Here is a 25,142-nt window from a genome sequence, read left to right as displayed (position 1 = left end):
GCTGCCCGGAAGCGGCGTATGTTACTGCAGGTAGTGGCGCAGTTGGAAAGGTGGAGCAAGATTACGCAAAACCTGTGGGAGCCGGGCCCGCGATAAGAACACCTTGGTCTATCCGAGAGCTGTTTCCAGCCTGATCGCGGTTCAGCCCGACTCCCACAGAGTTAATCGAAGCGTAGGCAGCGAACGATTTCCCCGCGCGCAGTCAGGACAGAAACCCGCCATCCACATTCAACGCCACACCCGTCGTATAGCTGGACGCCGCACTTGCCAGGTAAAGCACGGCACCGGCCATTTCAGAAGGGTCTGCCACTCGCTTGAGCGGGATCTGCTGCAGGGCGGTCTTGAGTATCGCGTCGTTCTTGACCAGTGCCGAGGCGAACTTAGTGTCGGTCAGACCGGGCAGCAGGGCGTTGCAGCGAATGCCAAAAGGCGCGCATTCCTTGGCGAACACCTTGGTCATGTTGATCACCGCCGCTTTGGTGACGGAATAGATACCCTGGAAAACCCCTGGAGAAACGCCGTTGATCGAAGCCACGTTGATGATGCTGCCACCCCCGTTGTCGCGCATTAATTTGCCAGCTTCGACCGACATGAAGAAATAGCCCCGGATATTCACATCCACGGTCTTCTGAAATGCGCCCAGGTCAGTGTCCAGCACGTTGCAGAATTGCGGATTGGTGGCCGCGTTGTTGACCAGAATATCCAGCCGCCCGAATTGCTCACGAATCTGCGCGAACACCGCGGTGATCTGTTCCATCTCACCAATATGGCAAGCCATTGCCGTCGCCTGACCGCCATCGGCGATGATGGCATCTGCCACGTGCTGACAGCCGTCGATCTTGCGGCTGCTGACAATCACATGTGCGCCTTGCCGTGCGAGCAATCTGGCGATGGCCTCGCCAATGCCGCGGCTGGCTCCTGAGACGAAGGCGATCTTGCCGTCGAGGTCGAACAGCTCGGTTCTGGACATGTTGTTTTCCTTATCGGGTCGCAGTGTCGGGTTGCAGTCAGAGCGTAGATTTGCCAATCACCTGCAGGCTCATGTGCTCAAGCAGCTTGTTCATGTGAATGAACTGCGCAAAGCGCTTGTCCTGTGTCTGGCCGTGGAAAAAGCGATAGTAGATTTGCTGCACGATCCCGGCCAGGCGGAACAGTCCGTAGGTGTAGTAAAAATCGAAATTATCGATGCGGATGCCGGAACGTTCGGCGTAATAGTCGACGAATTGCTGGCGGGTGAGCATCCCCGGCGCATGGCTGGGCTGACGCCGCATCAACTGCACCGGGGCCGGGTCGTCGGCCTGAATCCAGTAAGCCAGCGTGTTGCCCAGATCCATCAGCGGATCGCCGAGGGTGGTCATTTCCCAGTCCAGCACGCCAATGATCTGCATCGGGTTGGCGGGGTCGAGCAGTACGTTGTCGAAGCGATAGTCGTTATGGACGATGGCGGGTACAGGGTGGTCAGCAGGCATTTTATCCGAGAGCCATGCCTTGACCTGCGTCCATTCGGGCGCATCCGGTGTGCGGGCGTTGTCATAGCGCTCCGTCCAGCCGCGAATCTGGCGCTCCACGTAGCCCTCGGGCTTGCCCAGGTCTCCCAGGCCGCAGGCTTGATAATCCACGCGGTGCAATTCCACCAGGCGGTCAACGAAGCTCTTGCACAGGGTTTGGGTCTGGCTGGCATCCAGGTTCAGATCCGCTGGCAAGTCCGAACGTAGAATGATGCCTTTGATTCGCTCCATTACATAGAATTCGGAACCGATCACTGACTCATCCACGCAGTGCAGATAAGCTTTCGGGCAGTATGGAAAGGCATCCTTGAGCTGGTTGATGATGCGGAATTCCCGCCGCATGTCATGGGCCGACCGGGCTTTGTGGCCGAAGGGCGGGCGTCGCAGTACGAACTCCTGATCAGGGTACTGCAGCAGATACGTCAGGTTAGACGCGCCACCGGGAAACTGGCTGATGTGCGGTATCCCTTCAAGGCCGGGAATCTGCGCTTTCAGGTACGGGTCTATGAGCGCGGCATCCAGCTCTTCGCCTGCACGGATCTCTGTGGACTGGTCAGTAAGCGCCATGCTTATCCCTTCTGCTTATTATGGTGCGCGTAGATCATTGACTAATCGAATGTAGCTAACAATGTTCAAACTGTCTTATTGGTCGCCGTGTTGCAGGTTGATCATCGGTTTTGATGGGCTTGATACTGTAGAAATAGCCTTGGTATCCCTGACCCCACGCTGTCACGCAGCAAACGGGTGACCTGTGGAGCTGCCGAAGGCTGCGATCGCGGTGTATCAGGAGAAATGCTTCGCAGCCTTCGGCAGCTCCTACAGAAAATTATTGAAATCAGGTAGTTGTATTTTTATAGAAACCCAGAAAAAACAGCCAAAAAAAAACCGAAGCACGCAGGCTTCGGTTTTCATGTTCAGAGCGTTGCAATCAGGCCGGGAACAATTCGCTGAGCTTCATCGCCAGCATCATGTCGCCTTCAGCGCGCAGCTTGCCGCCCATGAACGCCTGCATGCCGTCGGTCTCGCCGCTGACAATACCTTCCAGCGTTTCGCCGTCCATCACCAGCGTGACCTGCGCATCAGGGTTTTCACCTTCCTGCAGCTCGCAGGTGCTGTCTTTGACGATCAGCGAGAAATGTTTGTCTTCATCGATACGGAAGCCGAAAACCAGGTCCAGGCCAGCGGCGGCACTTGGGTTGAACTTGGCTTTCATGGCTTGAACGGCGTCGGCTACGGAGGTCATGGTTCGGTCCTTTCTAGTGGTTGTTCTGCAAGGTTTGCCTGGATCACCGATAAGTGATGAGTTCCGGCGTATTGATTAGTTGCAAGTGTGCAAAATTGTTGAAGCCTGCCAGGGCAACCTCGTGACCACGAAATTTGAGGTGGCTGAACGAGGTGTTGACGATGTGCCAGTTGAGCTGGAAAGCCTGCTCGGCCGGCATTTGAGTAATCAGGTGGAGCAGGGCGGTAATGGTGCCGCCCGAGGTGAACACGGCAATATGTTCGCCGCGTTCAGCCCGCTCAAGTATTCGACGTAATCCAGCCTGAACCTGAGCAACAAATGCCTGCCAGCTCTGCAAGCCTTCATCGTCGTGGCTACCGCTGAGCCAGCGAGAGACGATCATTGAAAACAGGCGCTGAAACTCGGCACGGTGTTGAGCGGCATTACGCATCACGTGCAACGCTTCGGGTTCGTTTTCAAGAGTGGGTAGCAGGGTGCGGATGACGGATTCCGCGTCGAATTCATTGAACGCTGGATCGATTTCCAGTTCCGGAGCTTTCAGCCCGGCAGCATCAAGTTGACCCAGCGTCAGTTCGGCAGTGTGCTGCTGACGGCGCAAGCTGCCAGTGATACAGCGATCAAACCTGAAGTTGGTCCGGGCGATATGTGCACCGAGTAATTCTGACTGACGAATGCCGATCGGCGACAGCACGTCGTAATCGTCGGCACCAAAGGATGCCTGTCCATGTCGTATCAGATAGATGCTGCCCACGTCCGTTTCCCGGTACGTTGAAGTGTTTGCGAGGTTATGAGGATGCCTAAGGCGTGTCAATGAAAAAACATACGCTTGTTTGAATGGCCATTATGAAACGATTGGCGGCTGGTCGCCATCTGGTCGCACCGGTATGCTTGATCCATCCGCGACCCTTGAATGGTAAGGGCGCAATCCAAGTGAGGAGTCTCTGTGGAGTTTTTAGCCGATTACGCCAGCTTCCTGGCCAAAACGGTCACCCTGGTTGTCGCTATCGTCATTGTGCTGGTGGCTATTGCTTCTATGCGCGGCAAAGGTCGCCGTCGGTCAGCCGGGCAGTTGCAAGTCACCAAACTCAACGATTTTTACAAAGCCCTGCGTGAGCGCCTTGAGCAATCCCTGCTGGACAAGGATCGTCTCAAGGCGCTGCGTAAAGAGCAGGCCAAAAGTCTCAAGAAGGACAAGAAGCAGGCCGAGCCCAAGTCCCGCGTCTACGTGCTGGACTTCGATGGCGATATCAAAGCTTCTGCCACTGAGAGCCTGCGTCACGAGATTACAGCGCTGTTGACCCTGGCCACCGACAAGGACGAGGTGGTTCTGCGTCTGGAAAGCGGCGGTGGCATGGTTCACAGCTATGGCCTGGCCTCTTCGCAACTGGCCCGCATTCGTCAGGCCGGCATCCCGCTGACCATTTGTATCGACAAAGTGGCGGCTAGCGGTGGCTACATGATGGCGTGCATCGGAGACAAGATCATCAGCGCGCCTTTCGCCATTCTGGGTTCGATTGGCGTTGTCGCGCAGTTGCCTAACGTCAATCGTCTACTCAAAAAACATGACATCGACTTCGAAGTGCTGACCGCTGGTGAGTACAAGCGCACCTTGACTGTGTTTGGCGAAAACACCGAAAAAGGCCGTGAGAAATTTCAACAGGATCTGGACATCACCCACGACCTGTTCAAAAACTTCGTTGCCAATTACCGTCCGCAACTGGCCATTGATGAAGTGGCCACCGGCGAGGTATGGCTGGGCGTTGCAGCACTCGATAAGCAGTTGGTCGATGAGCTCAAGACCAGCGACGAGTACATCGGTGAGCGCGCCAAGACCGCCGAAGTGTTCCACTTGCATTATGTGCAGCGTAAAAGCCTGCAAGAGCGCATGGGCATGGCTGCGGCCGGTTCAGTGGACCGACTCCTCCTGGGCTGGTGGAGTCGTCTGACTCAACAACGTTTCTGGTAAAACCTTCGAGCGCCGCCTGCAATTGCAGGCGGCGCTTTTTATTGTCTCGAATAAATCAACGCGCGGTATTTATACAGGCCACTCCGCGCCGCTATATCGACAAGACTGGCAGTCTCTTTGCAATAAGGAAATTGCCTAAAATGCCGACACCCGTCGACTACCTCGCCAACAACCCGCTTCTGGATACTTTCGTCAGCGCTCATGGGGCTGTTATTAAAGGCCCGGCGAGCTTTGCCCGAGATTTGATCAAAGCACACGCCACTCAATACTGGGCGATGGACATTGATCCGGACGCCATTTGCCTGACAACACTTCGTTTCAACTCGCCACCCGCTAACGCTCCTTATCCGGCAGTTGTGCAGACGTCGCTGACGCTGACTGAGGCGCTGCTGAGTCATGTACAGCGTCGTTCAAGTCTGTTCAGGTTTCTGGATGTCGTCCAGGTCTGGAGGCCCGGCGGCATTGCCTTGAAACGGGTCGAGAATCTGTTGCCGAATTTCACGGTGCGTACTTATGAAGGGCTTTACAAGCGAACCATGCCACAGCGCTATGACGCTTCAACTCACATCAGTATCAGCCCTGACCAGTTCAAGCAGTTCGTCAAAGACACGGACCTGCGCACTCTCTACAGTGATTACATCGAGCAGTTGCTCTCGACACATGCGCAGTCATTTCCGGTCCTGGCTAAAGCAGCCTTTATCAAAGCCGCTTTCCTGCAGGTGCGTGAAAAAACATTAAGCGAGGTTGACTGGCAACTGGCACTTGAATCCGCGGGCCTTACGGCAGCGCAGCGTTGGGAAACGCTCACACCGGTAAGGCTTGCCGAGTCGTTTCGAGTCGCAAGTCATATTGTCGTTTCACCGTTGAAAGTCCATCACTACACCGCTACCGACATCCTGCTGATCAAGAACAAACGCAGTAACCGCACGCTGCTGTATATCCCTGGAAATTCATCGCCCCTGCAGGGTTTTGAAAATGAAAGCAAACTCTCGTATTGGCTGGCGACCCAATGCCGCGAGCCCGCCAAACGTCTGGCCCTGGCGGCGCATTTTCAAGAGCGAGACGACAGCGACGGGTTGTTCCTGAGTGGCTTGTATACGGCCCTGGAGGGTGTAGCTGCCTATCCGCACTGGCTTAACAGAGCCACCGGCAGCTGGCCGCCGCACCAATATGTGCACGCGGGCAAACAGATTGTCGGTGATCCCTTTGACGCCGTGCGTGACAGTTTGCAAGCGCGCTTGAGGGCTGACGCCAGGTCGGTTATCCATACCCGCAGCGACGCACACCTCGAGGGATTGGCCGAAGGCCTGACGCGCAGTCTGGTGTTTACAGGGCTGATCGCGCTGATGGTGCCTGAGGCTGTGCCGTTCATTATCGGTCTTTCCACCACGTTGATCGGCGTGGGAGCGGTTCAGGCAAATCAAGGTAAAACCTTTGAAGAGCGCAAACGAGCAGCGCAGCGCATCGAATTTGGCGTCTTCAACGCGCTGCCATTGGCCGCGGAAGGCTTTGTCAAAGTCGCTGTCGGTTTGTCTGATGCAACATCAACCATTGAGCCGCTGACTGTTGTCGATGAGACAGAATCATTGGCCGGGCAACGCGTAGTGCCTGGGAGCGGGCCGCGTCTGCGCTTCGAAATGGCGCCTCCCAATCTGCGATCACTGGATTCCGGCCTGCGTCAGTCCTTGAAATCATTCGAGGCACCGCCCGCGTCATTGCTGGGCGAGCCGACTGTGCATGGGCCCAATGGCATGCTGGATATCCACTATGCAGATGGGCATTACTTCGTGGCGATTCATGACAAGGCTTACGAAGTTTGCTGGGCGCAGTCTGCGCGTCAGTGGCGTATTACTGCTCCGGATGGAACGGGCAGGGTTGGCCCTTTCATCAAGCAGCTGGACACCGATCAGTGGGACATTGATCTCGGTGGCCTCAAGGGTGGAATGGAAGACAACGCCGTATCTCTCGTCAGTACGGGCGCGCCCCAAACTTCATTGCACCAACAGGTCAAGGCGCTTTATCCCGGCTTCACCTCGCAGCAGACCGCTGAGTTTATTTCCGGCCTGCGCGCCAGCGGCACTTCAATCGAGATACAGCTGGCGCGACTGTCGATGGACTTTCAGGCGCTGGACCGCAGCCTTGAGCGCTGGGTCAACGGCCCGGTGGGCTGGCGACCGGTGACTGAAACCCATTCGATTCCGGTATCCAGCATGTCCCGGCGCAATGCGGCTGACATCATCAAGCGCTGCTGGCAGCGCCAAACACCGGTCACAGGCGTTGCTGCCCGGCACCTCAATGGCTATATGATCGACCTGTCTGGTCTGGTGATTGGCGATCTGCCTTATCTGCCCGGCGACTTTAGCCATGTCACGGCTATTAATCTTTCGCGCACTTATATGTCGCAACAGTCGGTAAGCGCCCTTGTAGCTAAATGCCCCGGACTGAGTTGGCTGAATGTCGAAAACAACTTCCTGTCCGTGATACCCGCAGGTATTCGCAATCTGCGACACCTGACTCGTCTGACCCTTGCCAACAACCGCATCGTGCTTACTGCCGACATGGTGCAAACGCTCAGACGTCTGCCTAACCTGCGGTTGCTCAACCTTGACCGAAATCCCATTGGGCCGCTGCTTGATGTCCGGGGCATGCCGCAACTGCTCAATCTTTTTCTGCGCGGGACCGGCCTTGTGGACGCTCCCGCCGGCGTGTTCGATATTCCCGGTCTGGTGGCACTGGACCTGCGCGGCAATCAGGTGACGACGCTGCCTGAGTCCTTCTTCGAAATGCCCGGCGCAGCGGATCACACGCTGCTGGACGGCAATCCTCTTTCCATTGGCACCCGAATCCGTATCGGCTCGGTTGGCGGCCCGATGATTTTTACTGAAGTGGCCGACAACGTAGAGTTCTGGCTGGCTCAGACGCCTGCGATGGAGCGTGTGCATCGGCGAGCTGTATGGAGTCTGTTCTGGAGCGAGATGCATGCCGCTGACTTCTTTGAAATTATCTCGCGCTTGCAGGGCTCTGCAGATTTCAGCTTGAGTCGTGCAGCCGTCACGCAAAGGGTCTGGGATCTTCTGGAGGCGGGGGCCGAAGATGAGCTTTTGCGCTCCAGACTGATCGCGATGGCGGCGTTCCCTGAAACCTGCGTCGACGGTGCGGCCGTGATTTTCAGCAACATGGAACTGGAGGTCCTTGTCAGTCGCGCCCGCTCATTGGCAACTGGCGGGAGAGAAGGTCCGCAATTGCTGAAGCTGTTACGGGGGCTGTTTCGTCTTGAAGAAGTCGATGGTCTTGCGCGCCTGGATGCCGCCGCACGCGTCGGCTTCACCGAGGATGTTGAAGTGCAGTTGGCTTATCGTGTCGGCCTTGCCAGTCGCCTGGAGTTGCCGATCAGCTCCCGCACCATGCAGTTTTCCACCTCCGCGGACGTTACCGATGATGCGCTGAGCAGGGCTGAACAATACGTATTGAGCCGTGAAACGCCCGAGGAACTGACTGCCTTTGCCATAAGACGTGATTTCTGGATTGACTACTTGAAACGCCAGTACGCCGATGAGTTTGTAGCCTGTCAGCGCGCTACTGCATTGCGTATGGAGGCCCTTGATGATCTGCAAAGCGAACGCCCCATGTCGGACGCGGCTTACAAAGATCAGGCGGACGCGATTATGAAACAGCGGCAGCGAGATGAAGAGGAGCTGATGACACAATTGACCCAGGCGGAGTGGGTGGGAGGAGGCCTTGCAGCCAATGGGGTTTGATTGATCGGGGGCCTGTTACAGCGAAGTTCGCCCGTGAAAAACGATAACGCTGTGTAAGAGGTAAATCGCGTCGGCTGATTGGGTGATCCCTGTGGGAGATTCTATGTTCGCCTGCAAGCGTTGATCCCGGTGGGAGCGAATTCATTCGCGAAGACGGCATTCCTGACGGCACAGATACATCGGATGTACCGGCCCCATCGCGAATGAATTCGCTCCCACGGGATTGCGCACGACTCGGCTCATGAAGAGCCTGTGGGACCGAGTTCATTCGGGAAGGCGACGTTCCTGACGGTGCAGATACATCGAATGTACCGGCCCCTTCGCGAATGAATTCGCTCCCACGGATTTGTGTTTGCAGGCCAATATAGAATCTCCCACAGTTCTGGTGATCGGCAGAAGAACCAGTTCGCGAGATGTCGAGCCTGAATGCCGCCTCATGAACAAGGTGGTGTGCTATCCCGGTCGCTCCGACCGAAAAAGAAAAAGCCCAGGCTGGAAATCCAGACCTGGGCTTGATCGTGCAACGAAAAACTTAACGTCTGCGGAACAACGGCAGCGGCTCGTCGGTTGCAGCCTGATAGGTCACCGAAAAGTCCTTCAAGCCTTCGAGTGCTTCGTAGGGATCTTTGTCAGCGCGAATCGCGAACGCATCAAAGCCGCAGCGATGCAGGTAAAACAGTTGATCACGCAGTACGTCACCGATAGCGCGCAATTCACCCTTGTAGCCATAACGATCACGCAGCAGGCGGGCGTTGGAGTAGCTGCGTCCGTCGGTGAAGGCAGGGAAGTTCAGGGCGATGACCTGAAACTTGTCGACATCAGCACCGATTTCTTCAGCTTCTTCATCGCTGTCCAGCCAGACACCCAGGCCGCCGTCACGGGCAGCCAGGGCGTGACCGTGCTCGCGCCACAGCGAAAGCGGGACGATCAGGTCGTCACAATTGGACAACTCATCAAAGGACGTTTCCTTGGGCAGCAAGTGCCAGGTTTCATCGATGACTTCGTTATTCTTAATTATTCGCTGCATAGACGCGCTCCTTGAAAGGGTCGATGCCGATACGCTGGTAAGTGTCGATAAAGCGCTCGTCTTCGTTACGTTTTTCAACGTAAACGTCGATCAGCTTCTCGATCACGTCCGGCATAGCGTCCTGGGCGAAGGAAGGGCCGAGGATCTTGCCCAGACTGGCGTCACGACTCGCGCTGCCACCCAGGGAGACCTGATAGAACTCTTCGCCTTTCTTGTCCACGCCCAGAATGCCGATATGGCCGACATGGTGGTGACCGCATGCGTTCATGCAACCGGAAATGTTCAGGTCCAGCTCGCCGATGTCGAACAGGTAATCCAGGTCGTCGAAACGGCGCTGGATGGATTCGGCAATCGGGATCGACTTGGCGTTGGCCAGCGAGCAGAAATCGCCGCCAGGGCAGCAGATGATGTCGGTCAGCAAACCCACGTTAGGGGTGGCGAAGCCTTGCTCACGCAGTTCCTGCCACAACGTGAACAGTTGAGACTCCTCGACGTCGGCAAGAATAATATTCTGCTCGTGAGAGGTACGCAGTTGGCCAAAGCTGTAACGATCGGCCAGATCAGCGACGCCATCGAGTTGCTTGTCGGTCAGGTCGCCCGGTGCAACACCGGTAGGCTTGAGGGACAGGGTGACGGCGACATAACCCGGCTTCTTGTGGGCCAGGGTGTTACGCGTGCGCCAGCGGGCAAAGCCCGGGTGGTCCTGATCCAGTTTTGCAAGCTCTGCGCTGAAATCTTCCAGCGCTTTGTATTCAGGATCGACGAAGTGTTTGGAGACGCGATGCACTTCAGCTTCGGTCAATGTGGTCTGGCCGCCACGCAGGTGGGCCATTTCCGCCTCGACTTTCTCGGCGAAGACTTCCGGTGTCAGTGCTTTGACCAGAATCTTGATCCGCGCCTTGTACTTGTTGTCACGACGGCCGTAGCGGTTGTAAACCCGCAGGATCGCGTCGAGATAGCTCAACAGGTCCTGCCACGGCAGGAATTCGTTGATAAAGGCGCCAACGACGGGCGTACGGCCAAGACCACCGCCAACCAGAACACGGAAGCCAAGCTCGCCTGCTTCGTTACGAATCGGCTCCAGGCCAATATCGTGAACTTCGATGGCGGCGCGGTCACTGGTGGAGCCGTTGATCGCGATCTTGAACTTGCGTGGTAGATAGGCAAATTCCGGGTGGAACGTTGTCCATTGACGGACAATTTCACACCAAGGGCGCGGGTCAACCAACTCGTCAGCCGCTACGCCGGCGAACTGATCAGTGGTGACGTTGCGCAGGCAGTTGCCGCTGGTCTGAATGGCGTGCATCTGCACCGTTGCCAGCTCAGCCAGGATATCGGGGATGTCTTCCAGCGCGGGCCAGTTGAACTGAACGTTCTGCCGTGTGCTGATGTGCGCGTAGCCCTTGTCATAATCGCGAGCGATTTTTGCCATCATCCGTGCCTGGCGTGAGGTCAGCTGGCCGTAAGGCACTGCCACGCGCAGCATTGGCGCAAAACGCTGGATATAGAGGCCATTTTGCAGGCGCAGCGGGCGAAACTCTTCTTCGCTGAGTTCTCCCGCGAGGTAGCGTCGGGTCTGATCACGGAACTGTTTTACACGGTCCTCGATGATCCGCTGGTCGTACTCGTCGTATACGTACATATAGGTCCTGTTCTCAGGCAATTACCACAGCAAATCTGCGCGCACGGCCGCGCACTCCTTACGGAGCCGGGGGAAGATACCAGTTTGCGGATATACGCAAAAGTGGCGTTTACATATATGCAAATAGCTAAAAGTGATAAGCATTCGGTCTGACGCCTTTAACCCTGCTTGTGGTAAGGGCATCCCTCGGCTTTACTAGGGTCGAGTCTGACCTGAAATGACCAAAGACTCATTGTTTGATCCGTGCTGCCACTAATAAAACAGACAAGAGGCAATGTGTATGAGCAATCACCCGAAAATGTCCAGAAAAGATAGCCATGTCGACGCCTGGGCTATCTTCTTCATTATTATCCTCGTTATGGGCGCGGCCTTATTCTGGGTCAGTCACTAATAATCGCCATCAGCTAAATTTCACGGTGCAGACAATCGGGTCAGCGGCCGATAGCTAATCAAAGATCTTCAATTGATCTTTGACTACTTCTCAAGGCTTGTTGGTATGACCCGATTTTTCTGCGGCGTGCTCGCTATTGCTTTAGGTTGCTGGCTGAACTCAGCCAGCGCTGCTTCAGTGGTATTTCTAAGCCCCGGTCCGTCATCGGACGGCTATTGGTCGACTTACGCGCGCTTCATGCAGGCTGCGGCAACCCGGCTCGACATGAGCCTCACCGTGCGCTACAGCAATCGTGATACGCGAAAACTGGTTGAATTGGCGCGGGATGCCCTGCAGGGAGAGAGTCGTCCGGATTATTTGATGTTCTCGAACGAGCTCAATATCGCCCCTGAAATTCTTCGCTTGTCCCAAGGCAGCGATGTGAAGCTTTTTGCCGTAAACAACACGTTGACCGCTGACCAGTTGCGCATTCTTGGCGACCTGCCGCAACGCTATCCAAACTTTATCGGCAGCCTGGTCGGGGATGACGAGGAGGGTGGTTACCTGACGGCTAAACGCCTTATTGGCCTGCATGCGCCGTTAGCCGCAGGCGAAACGATGGAAATGCTCGCCTTCGCGGGTACCAACACCACACCGGTTTCCTTGAAGCGCGAGCAGGGCTTGCACCGTGCGCTGGCCGAGCATCCTGAAATCCGTCTGAGGCAGATCGTTTTGGGCGGATGGCGACGCGATCGGGCTTATGAGCAAGCGCTGATGCTGTTCAAGCGCTACCCGCATATCAGCCTGGTCTGGTCTGCGAATGATCAGATGGCATTCGGCGCTATGGATGCAGCCCGAGCTACCGGCCGGGAACCGGGCAAGAGTGTGCTGTTCAGTTCAATCAACTGGTCGCCGCAATCCCTGGACGCTTTACAGGATGGGCGTATCAGCGCTTTGGCCGGCGGGCACTTCATGCTGGGTGGGTTGGCGATGGTTATCCTGCATGATTACGATGCTGGTGATCTGGCGACTCGGAAAAGTATCGGTGCTCGCCTGGCCCTTGTCATGAAAGAAGTGCGTATCAGTGATTTGAAACAGATCCGTATCGACAGCAAACGCGATGATTACGGCGTTGATTTCCGTGCCTTGAGTCTGGAGGGCAAACCTGCTGGAACAGGTTATTCATTCTTGTCGAGTCAGCCCCATCATGCGCCAGTGTCTTCAGCTCAGGGCGAAGTAAAGGACCAGATGCACGGCACCGAACAATAGCGCTGCAAAGAACAGGGTGAACAACAGCCCTATGACTGCAAAATGTATCGGTTTTCCGTGAGTAAAGTCCTGCTCCCGATTTTTCCCGCCATGCACACCGAATGCGGCGGCCAGAACGCTGTGCAGCATTTGCCAGAATGTGGGTGGCTTGCTGTCTTGAGGCTTTGAAGGCTCATCTTCTGATGATGGGTTCACAATGCCTCCTTTTCTTGCTTTTCTGGTATTTGGGAGGATAGCCGAGCGGGAGTCTTAATGGGGCTTCCAAAGGTTGATCATGATCTCAAGCCTGGATTGCCAGGTGGGATTGATCGGGGCGCCGCTCCACTTCGTCGGGAAGGCGCTTTCGCGAGTGAATTCGCCCACCGGAGTGGGGCAGGCCTGGAGACTCACATCAGATTATCGGCAACACCCCATTAATCCACCCAGACCTCCACCCGCCGGTTCTTGATACGACCGTCATCCAGATCATTGGCGGCCACGGGCATTTCGTCACCGAAACCGACCACTTCCCGCAAGGTAATATTGCTCTTCATCAACTCCCGCCGAACCGCCATGCCGCGCAACCTGGAAAGCAGTTGCGCGCGCTGGGGATCGCTTTTGGCGTCGCCAAAGCCAACCAGGGTAACGCGCCGGTCGAGCTTGCCATGCTGTTTCAGATAATCCGCGACCCGCTGCACGTCCAGCAAAGCCTTGTTATCCAGTTTGGCGCTGCCTTGGGCAAAGCGGAAATTGACCGACAAACGCTCGGCTTCCCGGGTCAGTGTCTGGTATTCACTTGGCATTTGCGCCGTGGCCTGAACCTTGATGGTCTGTACCGTCTGCGCGACAAAGCCGTTTTGCGCGACGATCGCCTGACCTTCCGCGCTCTGGGCAAAATCCACCAGCGCAGTTGCCCAGGGCTGGCGCGCTTCGATCGGCAGATAAAGATACAGACGTCGCGACAACGGATAATCCTCGGTGGCAATCAGGCTCACCGTTGGCAACATCGGTCGCGACTCGCCGTCAGCCACTGCTACAGCCTTCGCGTGTCGAACGTAGGGCAGGCCTATAAACCCGATACCGTTGCGATCCCCACTGACCTCGTCGGAAAGTTGTTCGCTGGACTCAAAGCGCTTCGCACCGGCAGCGAGTGTCTTGCCGTACTTGAGCAGGACCAGTTCCTTGAACGTCTCGAAAGTGCCTGATTGTTCGTCGCGAACATAAAGATGGATTTCCCCATCCTTGCCACCCAACGCCTGCCAGTTACGGATTTCCCCGGCGAACACGCGGGCCAGTTGCTCAGTGGTCAGTTCCCGTATGGGATTGCCGGGGTGCAGGATCACCGCGACCCCATCAATGGCGATGACTTGCTCGGCGCCTGGGCTTTTCAGGTTGCCGATTTCCGCGAGATCCTGGATTTCTTTTTCCTTGATCGGGCGTGAAGACGCGGCGATGTCAGCTGTACTGGCCTTCAGTGCGCTGAATCCGGTGCCGGAGCCATGAGCGGCAATCTCAACCTTGAGCGGCTTGCCATCAGCGCTCGTGCCTACGACCCGCAGTTCGTTAACCGAGGGGCCGGGTTCGGTACGCACGGCACGCAAGCCTTGTTTGCGCATGAGTCCTTCAACCAGTGCGGGGCCCAGCTGCGCGTCGATGGTGTTGGAGCCATGAATGCGTAGCACAGGATCGTCGCGTGTGGATGAGGGGAGACTGGCTGTCGCGTCAAACGCCAACAAGGCGAGGGCGGCCAGCAAAGACACAGCGCGCAGCATGTGCGGCACCTTAAATATCAGGAAAGTGCCGGGAGATTAAGTCGGATTGGTTACGGGAAGATGACAGTTGGGTTCGTGCAGGTGCGTTACGACGTGTGACCGGTTTAAACCGTGAAGAGGCCGATATATATGCTGTACATGTGTCAGCAGGAATGCAGCCTTCCGGCTAACACCGGTCTCACGCCATCAGTTGGGAATCAGCTCAACTCCAGCCAGATCGGCGCATGGTCCGACGGCTTTTCCATGCCACGCAGTTCATAATCCACTCCGCCTGCCTTGATGCGAGGCTGCAATCCATTGGACGCCATGATCAGGTCGATGCGCAGGCCGCGCTTGGGTTGATCCTCGAAACCGCGGCTACGGTAGTCAAACCAGCTGAACTGGTCGATGACTTCCGGGTGCAGGTGGCGGAAGCTGTCCACCAGCCCCCAGTTCTTCAAACGTGCCATCCATTCGCGTTCTTCAGGAAGAAAGCTGCATTTACCGGTTTTCAGCCAGCGCTTGGCGTTGTCCGGGCCAATGCCGATGTCGCTGTCTTCCGGAGAGATGTTCACGTCGCCCATGACAATCAGTGGTTGGTCGTTGCTGAAGCGGGTTTCCAGCAGTGTCTGAAGGTCGCTGTAGAAACGTTGTTTGGCGGGGAATTTGGTCGGATGGTCGCGGCTTTCTCCTTGTGGGAAGTAGCCGTTCATGATGGTAATCGGTTGTCCGTTGTCGTCAGCGAATGTGCCCCAGATGAAACGTTTTTGCGATTCGTCATCATCTGTTTCGAAGCCTTTGTGCATCGCCAGAGGCATTTTGCGGGAGAGCAGCGCGACGCCGTAGTGGCCTTTCTGGCCATGGAAATGCACGTGATAGCCCAGCGCTTCGATATCGGCCTGGGGGAATTGTTCGTCCGAGACTTTGGTTTCCTGCAGGCCAATGACGTCGGGCTGGTGTTTTTCGATCAGTGCTGCCAACTGATGAGGGCGGGCGCGAAGCCCGTTGATGTTGAATGAAACGATTTTCATGGGCAGGCAGTCCTGGCAGATACAAAAAAAGCGATGCTAGCTGACATGGCGTTTCATCTCCAGTGTGGAGTTGGGAACTCAGCGTGGAGTTCTTCACACGTCCTTTCCTGGGTGCATATCCTTTGTAGCGGTAACGGCTGATATTGGTTGCGCTTTTACAGCGCCTCACTTTTGAAAGGAGCCCAAAAGTAAGCAAAAGGCTCTTGCCGGTATGCCCCACCACTGGGTCCCTCGCTGTCGCTCGGCATACCCGTAATCCGACATTGCTGCGTGGGGCCGCCGCCACCGGCCATCCATGGCCTGAGGCGGCTAAACCGGCATCCCTGCCGGTTTGCCCCACGCAGCAATGTCGAATTCCGGCCGGCGTGGTTTAACGGGGCGCCTAAGATCAAAATCAAAAGCAGATCAAAAGCAGAGCGAAAACAGCGGTAACGCCCCGGACCGTGTTTCACCCCGGAACGGTAGGAGCGAACTTGTTCGCAAGACGGCAGCCCATCCAACACAAGCCTCGTCTGGCACACCGCTTCGCAGCCTTCGGCAGCTCCTACAAAACAGCGGTAAAGTCCAACATCAGGTCGGCTATCAGGCCGCCGCGCTTTTGATTTTGATCTTAGGCGCCCCGTGAAACCACGCTGGCCGCCGCAGATCCTGAACCGTGGGCAACCCGGCAAGGATGCCGGGTTAGCCGCATTGGGCCATGGATGGCCCGTTGCGGCGGTCCACGGTTCAGGATCTGCGGGCGGGCATCCCGAGCCTAGGCGAGGGACCGAGTGGTGGGGCAAGAGCGTTTTGCTTACTTTTGCGCTCTATCAAAAGTGAGGCGCCGTAAGGGCGCAACCAATAGAAGCCAATAACGCAGTAACGGATATGTACCCAAGAATAACCAAACGCCAGACACCAAAAAGCCCCGCAGTCCAAAAGGAGCGGGGCTTTTTGGTTTAAGCATTCAATCCATCAAGCCTGTGGCTGCCAGCCTCCGCCCAGTGCTTTATAGATAGCGACGATGCCGTGATATAGCTCAATCTCGGCCTGAGCCTGCGAGTCCTCGGCCGCCAGACGCTCGCGTTCTGCGTCCAGCAGCACCAGGAAGTCTGCGGTGCCTTCCCGATACTGAATCGAGGCAAGATTAGCCGCAGCGCGGCTCGCTTCACTTTGACGAATCAACGAGACCAGGCGTTGTTGACGTTTGTCATAGTCGCTAAATGCGTTCTCCGACTCCTCCAGCGCCAACAACACCTGCTGCTCATAGTTCGCCAACGCACCTTCAGCATCAGCATCAGCGCCACGAATCCGTGCCCGCACGCTCCCCAGATCAAACGCAGCCCAGGAAATGCTTGGCCCCAGCGACCAGGCTCTGGCGGCTGACGAACCGATTTGCGATCCCCGGCCAGCGGTGAAGCCCAGAAAACCACTCAGGCTGACGCGCGGGAACAAATCAGCCGTCGCCACACCAATACGCGCAGTGGAGGAGGCCAGTTGACGTTCAGCCGCACGAATGTCCGGGCGCTGACGCAACACCTGCGTTGGATCACCAATAGGCAGCGCCTTGGCAATCGCCGGCAGTTTCGCCGGGCTCAGGTCGACACTCAGGCTTTCCGGACGCTCACCCAGCAACGTTGCAATGCGGTTACGCTGACGCACCTGTTCGGCTTGTAATTGCGGAACCGAGGCTTCGACGGCGGCAAGACGCGCATCGGCACGCATGACATCCAGCTCGTTGCCTACCCCGGCGTCGCGGAGTTGGGCCGTAACGCCGCGGGATTCCTGCTGGTTTTTCAGGTTTTCCCGAGCAATGGCCTCACGCAATTGCGCACCACGCAACTGGCCATAGGCGTCGACCACTTCGGCCGTCAGTGTGACCTGAAGCTGGTACAGATTGGCTTCGGCGACGTCCTCGTCGGCTTCGCTGGCTTCCAGCTCGCGCTGAATACGGCCGAACAAATCGAGCTCCCAGGCCATGTCCAGGCCCAGATCGTAACGTTCACTGCTGACCCGGCGTTCAGTGATGCCTGGCTGCTGGCCTTTGCCCAGGTCACTGCTGACCCGGCTGGTAACAACAGGCATGGCGTCATTGCTGACGTCGTCGCGGATTGCCCGAGCCGCTTTGAGGCGGGCGAAGGCGACACGTAGTTCGCGGTTGTCATTCAACGATTTGGCGACCAACTGGTTCAAGGTTGGATCTTCAAACTGCTGCCACCAGATGGTTTCCTGATGACTGCGGTCAAACTTGTCCTGGGTCGCCGAAGCGACCTTGGCAGCGGCGGTGTCGGGAGCCTTGTAGTCAGGGCCGACAGCGCACGCCGCCAGCGCCAGAACCAGCAGGCTGGGCATGAACAGCTTTAACGAATTCATTAATGCGCCTCCGGGTTCAGGTTTTGCAGGCGTTGTACCTTGGCCGCCTTGCGAGCCTCTTTGCGCTCGACATAGTTACGAATCAGCACGTAGAACACCGGCGTCAGCAGCAGGCCGAAGAAGGTGACCCCGAGCATCCCCGAGAACACCGCTACACCCATGGCGTGACGCATTTCTGCACCGGCACCGCTGGAGAACACCAGAGGCACAACCCCCATGATGAACGCGAAGGACGTCATCAGAATCGGACGCAGACGCAGGCGGCACGCTTCCAGTACGGCTTCCAGCGGCGACATGCCTTCGGTTTGCTTGTCCTTGGCGAACTCGACGATAAGAATCGCGTTCTTACAGGCCAGTCCCACCAGAACAATCAGTCCGATCTGGGTAAAGATGTTGTTATCGCTACCCGACAGAATCACCCCGGTGATGGCCGACAGCAATGTCATCGGTACGATCAGGATCACCGCCAGTGGCAGGCTCCAGCTTTCATACTGAGCAGCCAGCACCAGGAAGGCCAACAGTACGCACAGCGGGAACACCAGCAGTGCGGTATTGCCTGACAGGATTTGCTGATACGTGATCTCGGTCCACTCGTAGGTCATGCCGTTAGGCAGTTCGTCCTTGAGCAGTTTTTCCACGGCGGTCTGAGCCTGACCCGAGCTGTAACCCGGAGCCGCAGCGCCGTTGATCTCGGCGGTGATGAAGCCGTTGTAGTGCATGACTCGATCCGGCCCTGCGGTGTCGCTGACCTTGATGAAGGTTGCCAGCGGAATCATTTCGCCCAGATTGTTGCGCACCTTGAGCTGACCAATCTGATCGGCGTCCTGGCGGAACTGTTGTTCAGCCTGAACGTTGACCTGATAAGTACGGCCGAAACGGTTGAAATCGTTGGCGTACAGCGAGCCCAGGTAAACCTGCAGCGTGTCGAAGATATCGCTGATCGCCACGCCGTGGGTCTTGGCTTTTTCACGGTCGATGGCAGCATCGACCTGCGGTACGTTCACGGTGTAACTGGTGAACAGCCCGGCCAGTTCCGGCACGCTGTGGCTCTTGGCGATGATGTTCATCGTCTCTTTATAGAGCTCGTCGTAACCCAGGTTGCCACGGTCTTCGATCTGCAGGCGGAAGCCGCCGATGGTGCCCAGACCTTGTACGGGTGGCGGCGGGAAGATCGCCATGTAGGCATCCTGAATTTCGCCGAACTTGCCGTTCAGTGCACCCGCGATGGCGCCTGCCGAAAGGCTGGCGTCTTTGCGATCCTCAAAAGGTTTTAGGGTCACGAACACGATGCCAGCGTTCGGGCTGTTGGTGAAGCCGTTGATGGACAGGCCCGGGAACGCTACCGCACTTTCCACGCCGTCCTGCTTGAGGGCGATGTCGGACATGCGTTTGATGACGTCTTCGGTACGGTCCAGGCTGGCAGCGTCCGGCAACTGGGCGAAAGCTACCAGGTACTGTTTGTCCTGCGGCGGTACGAAACCGGTCGGTGTGGTGGCGAAACCGAAGTAAGTCAGCACCATCAGGCCGCCGTACAGCACCAGTGCAATGCCGCTGCTGCGAATTACACGCCCGACAATCCCCACGTAGCTATTACTGGCGCGTTCAAACACACGGTTGAACGGGCGGAACAGCCAACTCCCGAACATTTTGTCGAGGCCACGTGAGAAGCGATCCTTGGGCGCGTCGTGAGCCTTGAGCAACACGGCGGACAACGCCGGTGAAAGGGTCAGCGAGTTGAAGGCCGAAATCACCGTGGAAATCGCGATCGTCAGGGCAAACTGTTTGTAAAACTGCCCCGTCAATCCGGAGATGAACGCAGCCGGGATGAATACCGCACAGAGCACCAGCGCCGTGGCGATGATGGGTCCTGTCACTTCTTTCATGGCCCGTTTGGTGGCTTCAACGGGGTTCAGTCCGAGTCCGATGTTCCGTTCGACGTTTTCCACTACTACGATGGCGTCGTCGACCACGATACCGATGGCCAGCACGAGTCCGAAAAGCGATAGCGCGTTGAGCGAGAAGCCGAACATGTGCATGACGGCGAATGTACCGATCAATGACACTGGCACAGCTGCCAATGGAATGATCGAGGCCCGCCAGGTTTGCAAGAACAGGATGACCACCAGCACAACCAGGATCAACGCTTCGAACAGCGTATGAATAACCGCTTCAATCGAGCCGCGAACAAAGATTGTCGGGTCGTAAACGATGCTGAAATCCATGCCTTCCGGGAAGTTCTGTTTCAGCTCCGTCATCTTCGCCCGAACTTCGTTGGAGATGTCGATGGCGTTGGAGCCAGGGCGCTGGAAGATCGGGATCGCCACTGCAGGCTGGTTATCAAGCAATGAGCGCAAGGCGTACTGGTTGGAACCCAGCTCGACACGGGCGACATCGCGCAGACGAGTGATCTCGCCGTCAGCTCCGGAGCGAATCACGATGTTTTCGAATTCTTCTTCGCTGACCAGGCGGCCCTGGGTGTTGACCGACATCTGGAAGCTGGTAGCACTAGGCGAGGGCGGCGCGCCCAACTGACCCGCAGCGACCTGACGGTTCTGCTCGCGAATAGCGTTCACAACGTCGGTCGCGGTCAGATTGCGCGAGGCGGTCTTGTTTGGATCCAGCCAGACCCGCAGCGAATAGTCGCCCATACCAAACAACTGCACGTCACCGACACCGCCAAGGCGCGCCAGCTCATCCTTGATGTTAAGGATCGCGTAGTTGGACAGGTACAGCATGTCGTAGCGTTTATCCGGCGAGGTCAGGTGGACCACCATCGTCAGATCGGGCGACGCCTTGTCCACGGTGATACCGATGCGCGTCACTTCTTCAGGCAGTTTCGGTTCGGTCCGGGTGACCCGGTTCTGAACCTGTACCTGCGCGTTGTCCAGGTCAGTGCCCAGTGCGAAAGTGATGGTCAGGGTGATCTTGCCGTCAGCGGTGGATTGCGAGGACATGTACAGCATGTTCTCGACGCCGGTGATGGCCTGTTCCAGCGGAGCGGCTACGGTTTCGCCGATGACCTTTGGGTTGGCGCCCGGGAAGTTGGCGCGAACGACGACGGTAGGTGGCACAACTTCGGGGTATTCACTGATCGGCAACTGGAACAGCGAGATGGAGCCTGCGATCAGAATCAACAGCGACAGTACTGCCGCGAAGATCGGACGCGAAATAAAGAATTGAGAGAAGTTCATCAGTGGTTTCCCTTAACCGCGTGGCGCGGAGATGCCGGCAACTTTTTCAGGTGCTTTAGGCTTCACTTGCGGCAGGTTGCTGGCTTCCAGAGCCTGGCGTTGTTTGAGCAGTGCAGCGAGCGTCTCGGCGCTGGCCATCGGGGTCTCTTCCGGTGTGACCGGTTGACCGGGACGGACGCGTTGCAGGCCCTTGACCACGATGGTGTCGTCTTTGCTCAGGCCGCTGCGTACGATTCGCAGGCCTTCGACTTTCGGACCCAGTTCGACTGTGCGATACGTCGGCTTGTTGTCCTGACCCATGACCAGTACGAATTTCTTGCCGAGGTCGGTGCCCACCGCTTCGTCATTGATCAGCACCGCTGAGTAAACGCCGCTGCCCACCAGCTTGACCCGTGCGTACAGGCCTGGAGTGAAGCTGCCATCGCTGTTGTCGAACACAGCGCGACCACGAATGGTGCCGGTCCGCGGGTTGACCTGGTTGTCGACAAAGTTCATCTGGCCCTGATGCGGGTTACCCACTTCATTGGAAAGACCCAAGTACACCGGGGTGGCCTGGCCACGTTGGCCTTTGCGCGCCAGCTCGGTGTATTTAAGGAAGACACGCTCGTCAGCGTCGAAGTAGGCGTAGACCTTGTCGGTGGAAACCACACTGGTCAGCGGGGTGACATCAGCGGTGACGATGTTACCGGCAGTGATTTCGGCGCGGCTGACACGGCCACTGATCGGCGATGTCACGCGGGTAAAACTCAGGTTCAGTTTTGCCAGATCCAGTTGCGCCTGAATGGCGGCTACCCCGGCGCGGGCTTCCTGTGCGGTGGTGGTACGCGAGTCGGCCAGTTCGGCGGAAATGGCATTGTTGGTACGCAGGCGTTCGCCGCGCTGGGCCTCGTTGTCACTGCGGTTTGCAGTAGCGCGAGCCTGTTGCAGCTGAGCTTCGAGGCGGCGAACTTCAGACTGGAAAGGGCGAGGGTCGATCTGGAACAGCACATCGCCTTTCTTGACCAGTGCGCCATCAGTGAAAGCCACTGAGTCGATCTGGCCGGAAACCCGCGGGCGGATTTCAACAGTTTCCGGTGCTTCGAGGCGTCCGGTGAATTCATCCCATTCGTTGACGGGTTGCTCCAGCACTTTCGCCACGCTGACTTTAGCGGCAGCAGGCGCGACCGTCGCTTCAGGTGCTCCGCCGCAAGCGCTGATCACCACCAACGCCAACGCGGCGAGAGGGAAGCGCAATTGATTGAATTTCTGAGCCATGGGAATGTCCGCCGGAATATTAAGATGGGCGGATTCTGTTCTTGAGGGTTGTATTGCACGAATCGAATGAAACAAAAGTTAATATCATTCGGAATGATATTGAGTATGTCTCTGCCAGTAATAATCCGATGGTTTGCGGAGTTGCGCAGAATCCTGTGGGAGCAGAGCTTGCTCGCGATAAGGCTGGACGCGATTCACTTTGGACCGCTTCCAGCCTTATCGCGAGCAAGCTCTGCTCCCACAGATCCTCATTCGCAGATAAATAGCGCAGTATCACTAATCAACTAAAAATCATAAGCCAGCTTGGTGTACCAGTACCCGCCACCCGGGTAGAACGGCGGGTTGCCATAAGGTGCCAGACCAAGGTTGCTGTACACAGCGTTTTTCGACGGCCGCACATCAAAGATGTTGGTGCCGCCAATGCTCACCGTCAGTTGGTCAATAAAGGTGTAGCTGATATCCAGATCGGTAATCCATTTGGCCCCAAAACTCCGGTCGCCTCCTGGGTTGACGGCCAGTGTCTTGACGGCCCCGTAGCGGCTGGTCTGCAGGTTGACCGCCAGGTCTTCGACTTTCCAGTTGGCACCCAGAATCCATTTGGTTTTGGGTGAGGCTTCGGTCAGGTCGCCTTCGCGGTCCCGGCCGACCAGGGTTACGCCCGAACTGCCCAGCGCGGCGGGGGTGTCGGTCACGCCCTCGATAGTGGTCTTGTTCCAGTTGAACCCCAGGCTCCAGCGCACATCACCCCAGCCATTCAATGCCGTGGTGTGGTCAGCAACGATATCCAGTCCGCGTGTGCGGGTGTCGAACGCGTTGGTGTAATAGTTGACCCAGGTTCCCGAAGGAACGCCTTGAGCGGCGAGAATGCCATTGATGACGCCATTACCCTGATCATAAATGTTGCTGGTCAGGGCAATGCGGTCATCAATGTCGATCAGGTAGGCATCGGCCGTGACGCTAGTGCGTGGTGCTGGTTGCCAGGTCAAACCCAAGCCAAGGTTGCGCGATTTTTCTGGCTTCAGATCATCGCCGCCCAAGGCTTTGGCCAGGTTGCTGCCTGACGGAGTAAGCCGGGTCACGGCGGGTACCACGTTACCGTTCACATCGACGGCGACCCGGTTGTCTGCAACCGTATAACCGATCTGGGTCAGGGAGGGTGCCCGGAAACCGGTGCCGACTGTGCCTCTTACGGCGACCGTGTCTGTCAGTTCATAGCGGGAGTTCACCTTCAGGCCGAAGGTGTTGCCTGAATCATCGTCGTAATGTTCAACCCGCCCGGCAACGTCGAGAAACCAGCGATCGGTCAGATCAAAGCCCAGATCCAGGTAACCCGCATAGTTATTGCGAATCAGGTTGACCTCATCCTCCGGGCGAATGGTGACTGCCGCTTGCGCGCCCGATGCAGCTGGATAGGTGCCAGTGATATAAGCCTCGGGATCCCCCGCAAAGGTACTGAAACGTTCCCAGCGATGTTCCAGGCCTGCCGATACCTGCACCGGCGAGGTCAGCTGGAACAGGCTGTCATAGCGACGCGTAAAGTCCAGATTGTTGACCCATTGCTCAAAGCGAAACGTCGCCAGGTTGTCGAATCGGGTGGGCGACGCGGTGCCCAGTGACGGGTTGATATTCAGGTCGCTGGAGTGATGAACGTTGTTGCGCCCGTAAGTGGTGCTCAGGTCCCAGTTCCAGTCAGCCACTTCGCCCTTGCCACCGAACAGGAACTGGTAATCCGTGTCCTTGATGTTGTTCAGCGGGTAGTAACCGTCGGGGAATACTTCCGGTACTGCTGCGGTGCCGGTGGGCAAGCGGAAGTAATTGGCAGCCTCGGCGTCACGCTCACCGTAAGTTGTGAAGGAATACAGCGTCAGGTCTTCCAGGGGCAGTTCGGCGTTGTAGGCCAGGTTGAAGGCCTTGAGATCCGGATCGCCGTTTTTGATCGCGACCCGATCCCAGGCCGCCTCTTTTACCGGGTCGCTGAACGCGCGAACGCTGCTGTCAGCCTTGTTGTTCCAGGACGCCTCGCCACGTTTGCGAGCGTCGGCTGAAAAGTGGAAAAAGCCTTCTTCACCGAGGGTGAAACCCTGGTCGCCAGCAATCTTGATGGTTTCCCCGGCTCCGGAGAACAGCTTGCCGTAGGTGGTTTCATAGTGTCCGCCAGAATCACCGGATTTAAGAATGATGTTGATCACCCCGGCGACTGCATCGGAACCGTACTGTGCCGCGGCGCTGTCCTTGAGCACTTCGATGTGGTCCACGGAACTGACCGGGATCAGGTCGATATCCACCGCGTTGGCACCGCTGTTATCGATGGAACCGCGCTGGCCTGTTGCGCCATTGTGGCGGCGCTTGCCGTTGACCAATACCAGTGTGTAGGCGGGGCCAAGGCTACGGTTGCTCAATGGCCGTGTGACCGAGTTATAGCCCGCAATGTTGGTGCCGAAGTTGAAAGAGGGCAGCAGTTTCGCGATGGCTTCCGAAAGCTCCGCGCGACCGGTCTTGAGTAACTGCTCACTATTGATGATGTCGATAGGCGCCGGGCTGTCCGCCACTGTTCGTTGTTGTCCGCGTACGCCGGTGGAGATCACTGTCACTGTACTGAGCCGGGATTCGTCGTCGGCGGCCTCGGCGACTGGCGAGAATGCCCCGAGCAACAGAGCGGCGGCGAGTGTTGAAAGCGGAAACGTTTTGGCAGCGCTTGCTGCGAGCGTCGTTGTCATGTCGGGCGGTGTCCATTGAACTGGCACTGGCCCGTGGCGAGGGTGCAGATGAGTTGGCCTGATAGAAAGGTGTGAAAGCTGGAA

The 25,142-nt window shown here is 57.1% G+C and carries 16 protein-coding genes; 3 read left to right on the top strand and 13 right to left on the bottom strand.

What is annotated here, in order from left to right; translation table 11 throughout:
• Positions 1 to 202: 202 nt before the first annotated feature.
• The 4 genes from KDX30_RS00515 to KDX30_RS00500 all read right to left on the bottom strand — a co-directional run bounded on the left by KDX30_RS00515 (position 203) and on the right by KDX30_RS00500 (position 3,502).
• Positions 203 to 970: an SDR family oxidoreductase gene (locus KDX30_RS00515; protein ID WP_099268824.1), complete on the bottom strand. Its 768-nt coding sequence runs from the start codon at positions 968 to 970 to the stop codon at positions 203 to 205.
• Between the two features lie 37 nt (positions 971 to 1,007).
• Positions 1,008 to 2,075 (bottom strand): phosphotransferase family protein, encoded by a 1,068-nt coding sequence (locus KDX30_RS00510; RefSeq protein WP_231674648.1) that lies wholly within the window; start codon positions 2,073 to 2,075, stop codon positions 1,008 to 1,010.
• 361 nt (positions 2,076 to 2,436) lie between these two features.
• A complete protein-coding gene (locus KDX30_RS00505) occupies positions 2,437 to 2,751 on the bottom strand; it encodes an SCP2 sterol-binding domain-containing protein (RefSeq protein WP_027899113.1) in 315 nt (104 codons plus the stop codon).
• A gap of 43 nt (positions 2,752 to 2,794) precedes the next feature.
• Entirely contained in the window at positions 2,795 to 3,502 is a 708-nt protein-coding gene (locus KDX30_RS00500) for a histidine phosphatase family protein (RefSeq protein WP_231674647.1), read from the bottom strand.
• 192 nt (positions 3,503 to 3,694) lie between these two features.
• On the opposite strand from KDX30_RS00500, the gene sohB reads away from it, so the two are divergent.
• Positions 3,695 to 4,717 (top strand): protease SohB, encoded by a 1,023-nt coding sequence (gene sohB / locus KDX30_RS00495; protein WP_027899115.1) that lies wholly within the window; start codon positions 3,695 to 3,697, stop codon positions 4,715 to 4,717.
• Between the two features lie 140 nt (positions 4,718 to 4,857).
• A complete protein-coding gene (locus KDX30_RS00490; RefSeq protein WP_231674646.1) occupies positions 4,858 to 8,475 on the top strand; it encodes an NEL-type E3 ubiquitin ligase domain-containing protein in 3,618 nt (1,205 codons plus the stop codon).
• Positions 8,476 to 9,007: 532 nt separating this feature from the next.
• Here KDX30_RS00490 and KDX30_RS00485 read toward each other — a convergent pair.
• Positions 9,008 to 9,502 (bottom strand): DUF934 domain-containing protein, encoded by a 495-nt coding sequence (locus tag KDX30_RS00485; protein WP_027902228.1) that lies wholly within the window; start codon positions 9,500 to 9,502, stop codon positions 9,008 to 9,010.
• Positions 9,486 to 11,144: a nitrite/sulfite reductase gene (locus KDX30_RS00480; protein WP_231674645.1), complete on the bottom strand. Its 1,659-nt coding sequence runs from the start codon at positions 11,142 to 11,144 to the stop codon at positions 9,486 to 9,488. The genes KDX30_RS00485 and KDX30_RS00480 overlap by 17 nt, the downstream gene beginning before the upstream one ends.
• A gap of 496 nt (positions 11,145 to 11,640) precedes the next feature.
• On the opposite strand from KDX30_RS00480, the gene KDX30_RS00475 reads away from it, so the two are divergent.
• Complete coding sequence (locus tag KDX30_RS00475; RefSeq protein ID WP_122703659.1) at positions 11,641 to 12,783, top strand: ABC transporter substrate-binding protein; 1,143 nt, start codon at positions 11,641 to 11,643, stop codon at positions 12,781 to 12,783.
• Here KDX30_RS00475 and KDX30_RS00470 read toward each other — a convergent pair.
• The 7 genes from KDX30_RS00470 to KDX30_RS00440 all read right to left on the bottom strand — a co-directional run bounded on the left by KDX30_RS00470 (position 12,736) and on the right by KDX30_RS00440 (position 25,058).
• Positions 12,736 to 12,912: a DUF2970 domain-containing protein gene (locus KDX30_RS00470; protein ID WP_080238313.1), complete on the bottom strand. Its 177-nt coding sequence runs from the start codon at positions 12,910 to 12,912 to the stop codon at positions 12,736 to 12,738. The genes KDX30_RS00475 and KDX30_RS00470 overlap by 48 nt on opposite strands.
• A gap of 284 nt (positions 12,913 to 13,196) precedes the next feature.
• The gene (locus KDX30_RS00465) at positions 13,197 to 14,534 is read right to left on the bottom strand and encodes a substrate-binding domain-containing protein (protein WP_231674644.1); all 1,338 of its coding nucleotides are present in this window, start codon (positions 14,532 to 14,534) and stop codon (positions 13,197 to 13,199) included.
• 197 nt (positions 14,535 to 14,731) lie between these two features.
• Positions 14,732 to 15,544 carry an exodeoxyribonuclease III gene (gene xthA, locus KDX30_RS00460; protein WP_231674643.1) on the bottom strand — a complete coding sequence of 271 codons (813 nt, stop codon included), beginning with the start codon at positions 15,542 to 15,544 and terminating at the stop codon, positions 14,732 to 14,734.
• Between the two features lie 954 nt (positions 15,545 to 16,498).
• Complete coding sequence (locus KDX30_RS00455) at positions 16,499 to 17,896, bottom strand: efflux transporter outer membrane subunit (protein ID WP_231674642.1); 1,398 nt, start codon at positions 17,894 to 17,896, stop codon at positions 16,499 to 16,501.
• Positions 17,896 to 21,087, bottom strand: coding sequence for an efflux RND transporter permease subunit (locus KDX30_RS00450; RefSeq protein WP_099269507.1), 3,192 nt, complete (start codon positions 21,085 to 21,087; stop codon positions 17,896 to 17,898). The genes KDX30_RS00455 and KDX30_RS00450 overlap by 1 nt, the downstream gene beginning before the upstream one ends.
• A gap of 12 nt (positions 21,088 to 21,099) precedes the next feature.
• Positions 21,100 to 22,341, bottom strand: a complete 1,242-nt coding sequence (gene mexE / locus KDX30_RS00445) for a multidrug efflux RND transporter periplasmic adaptor subunit MexE (protein WP_027898638.1) — start codon at positions 22,339 to 22,341, stop codon at positions 21,100 to 21,102.
• Between the two features lie 284 nt (positions 22,342 to 22,625).
• Positions 22,626 to 25,058, bottom strand: coding sequence for a TonB-dependent receptor plug domain-containing protein (locus KDX30_RS00440; protein WP_231674641.1), 2,433 nt, complete (start codon positions 25,056 to 25,058; stop codon positions 22,626 to 22,628).
• Between the last annotated feature and the right edge of the window lie 84 nt (positions 25,059 to 25,142).

This window comes from Pseudomonas quasicaspiana (genome assembly GCF_021147825.1).
Lineage (GTDB): Bacteria > Pseudomonadota > Gammaproteobacteria > Pseudomonadales > Pseudomonadaceae > Aquipseudomonas > Aquipseudomonas quasicaspiana.
This window is presented reverse-complemented; position numbering and strand designations above follow the sequence as displayed.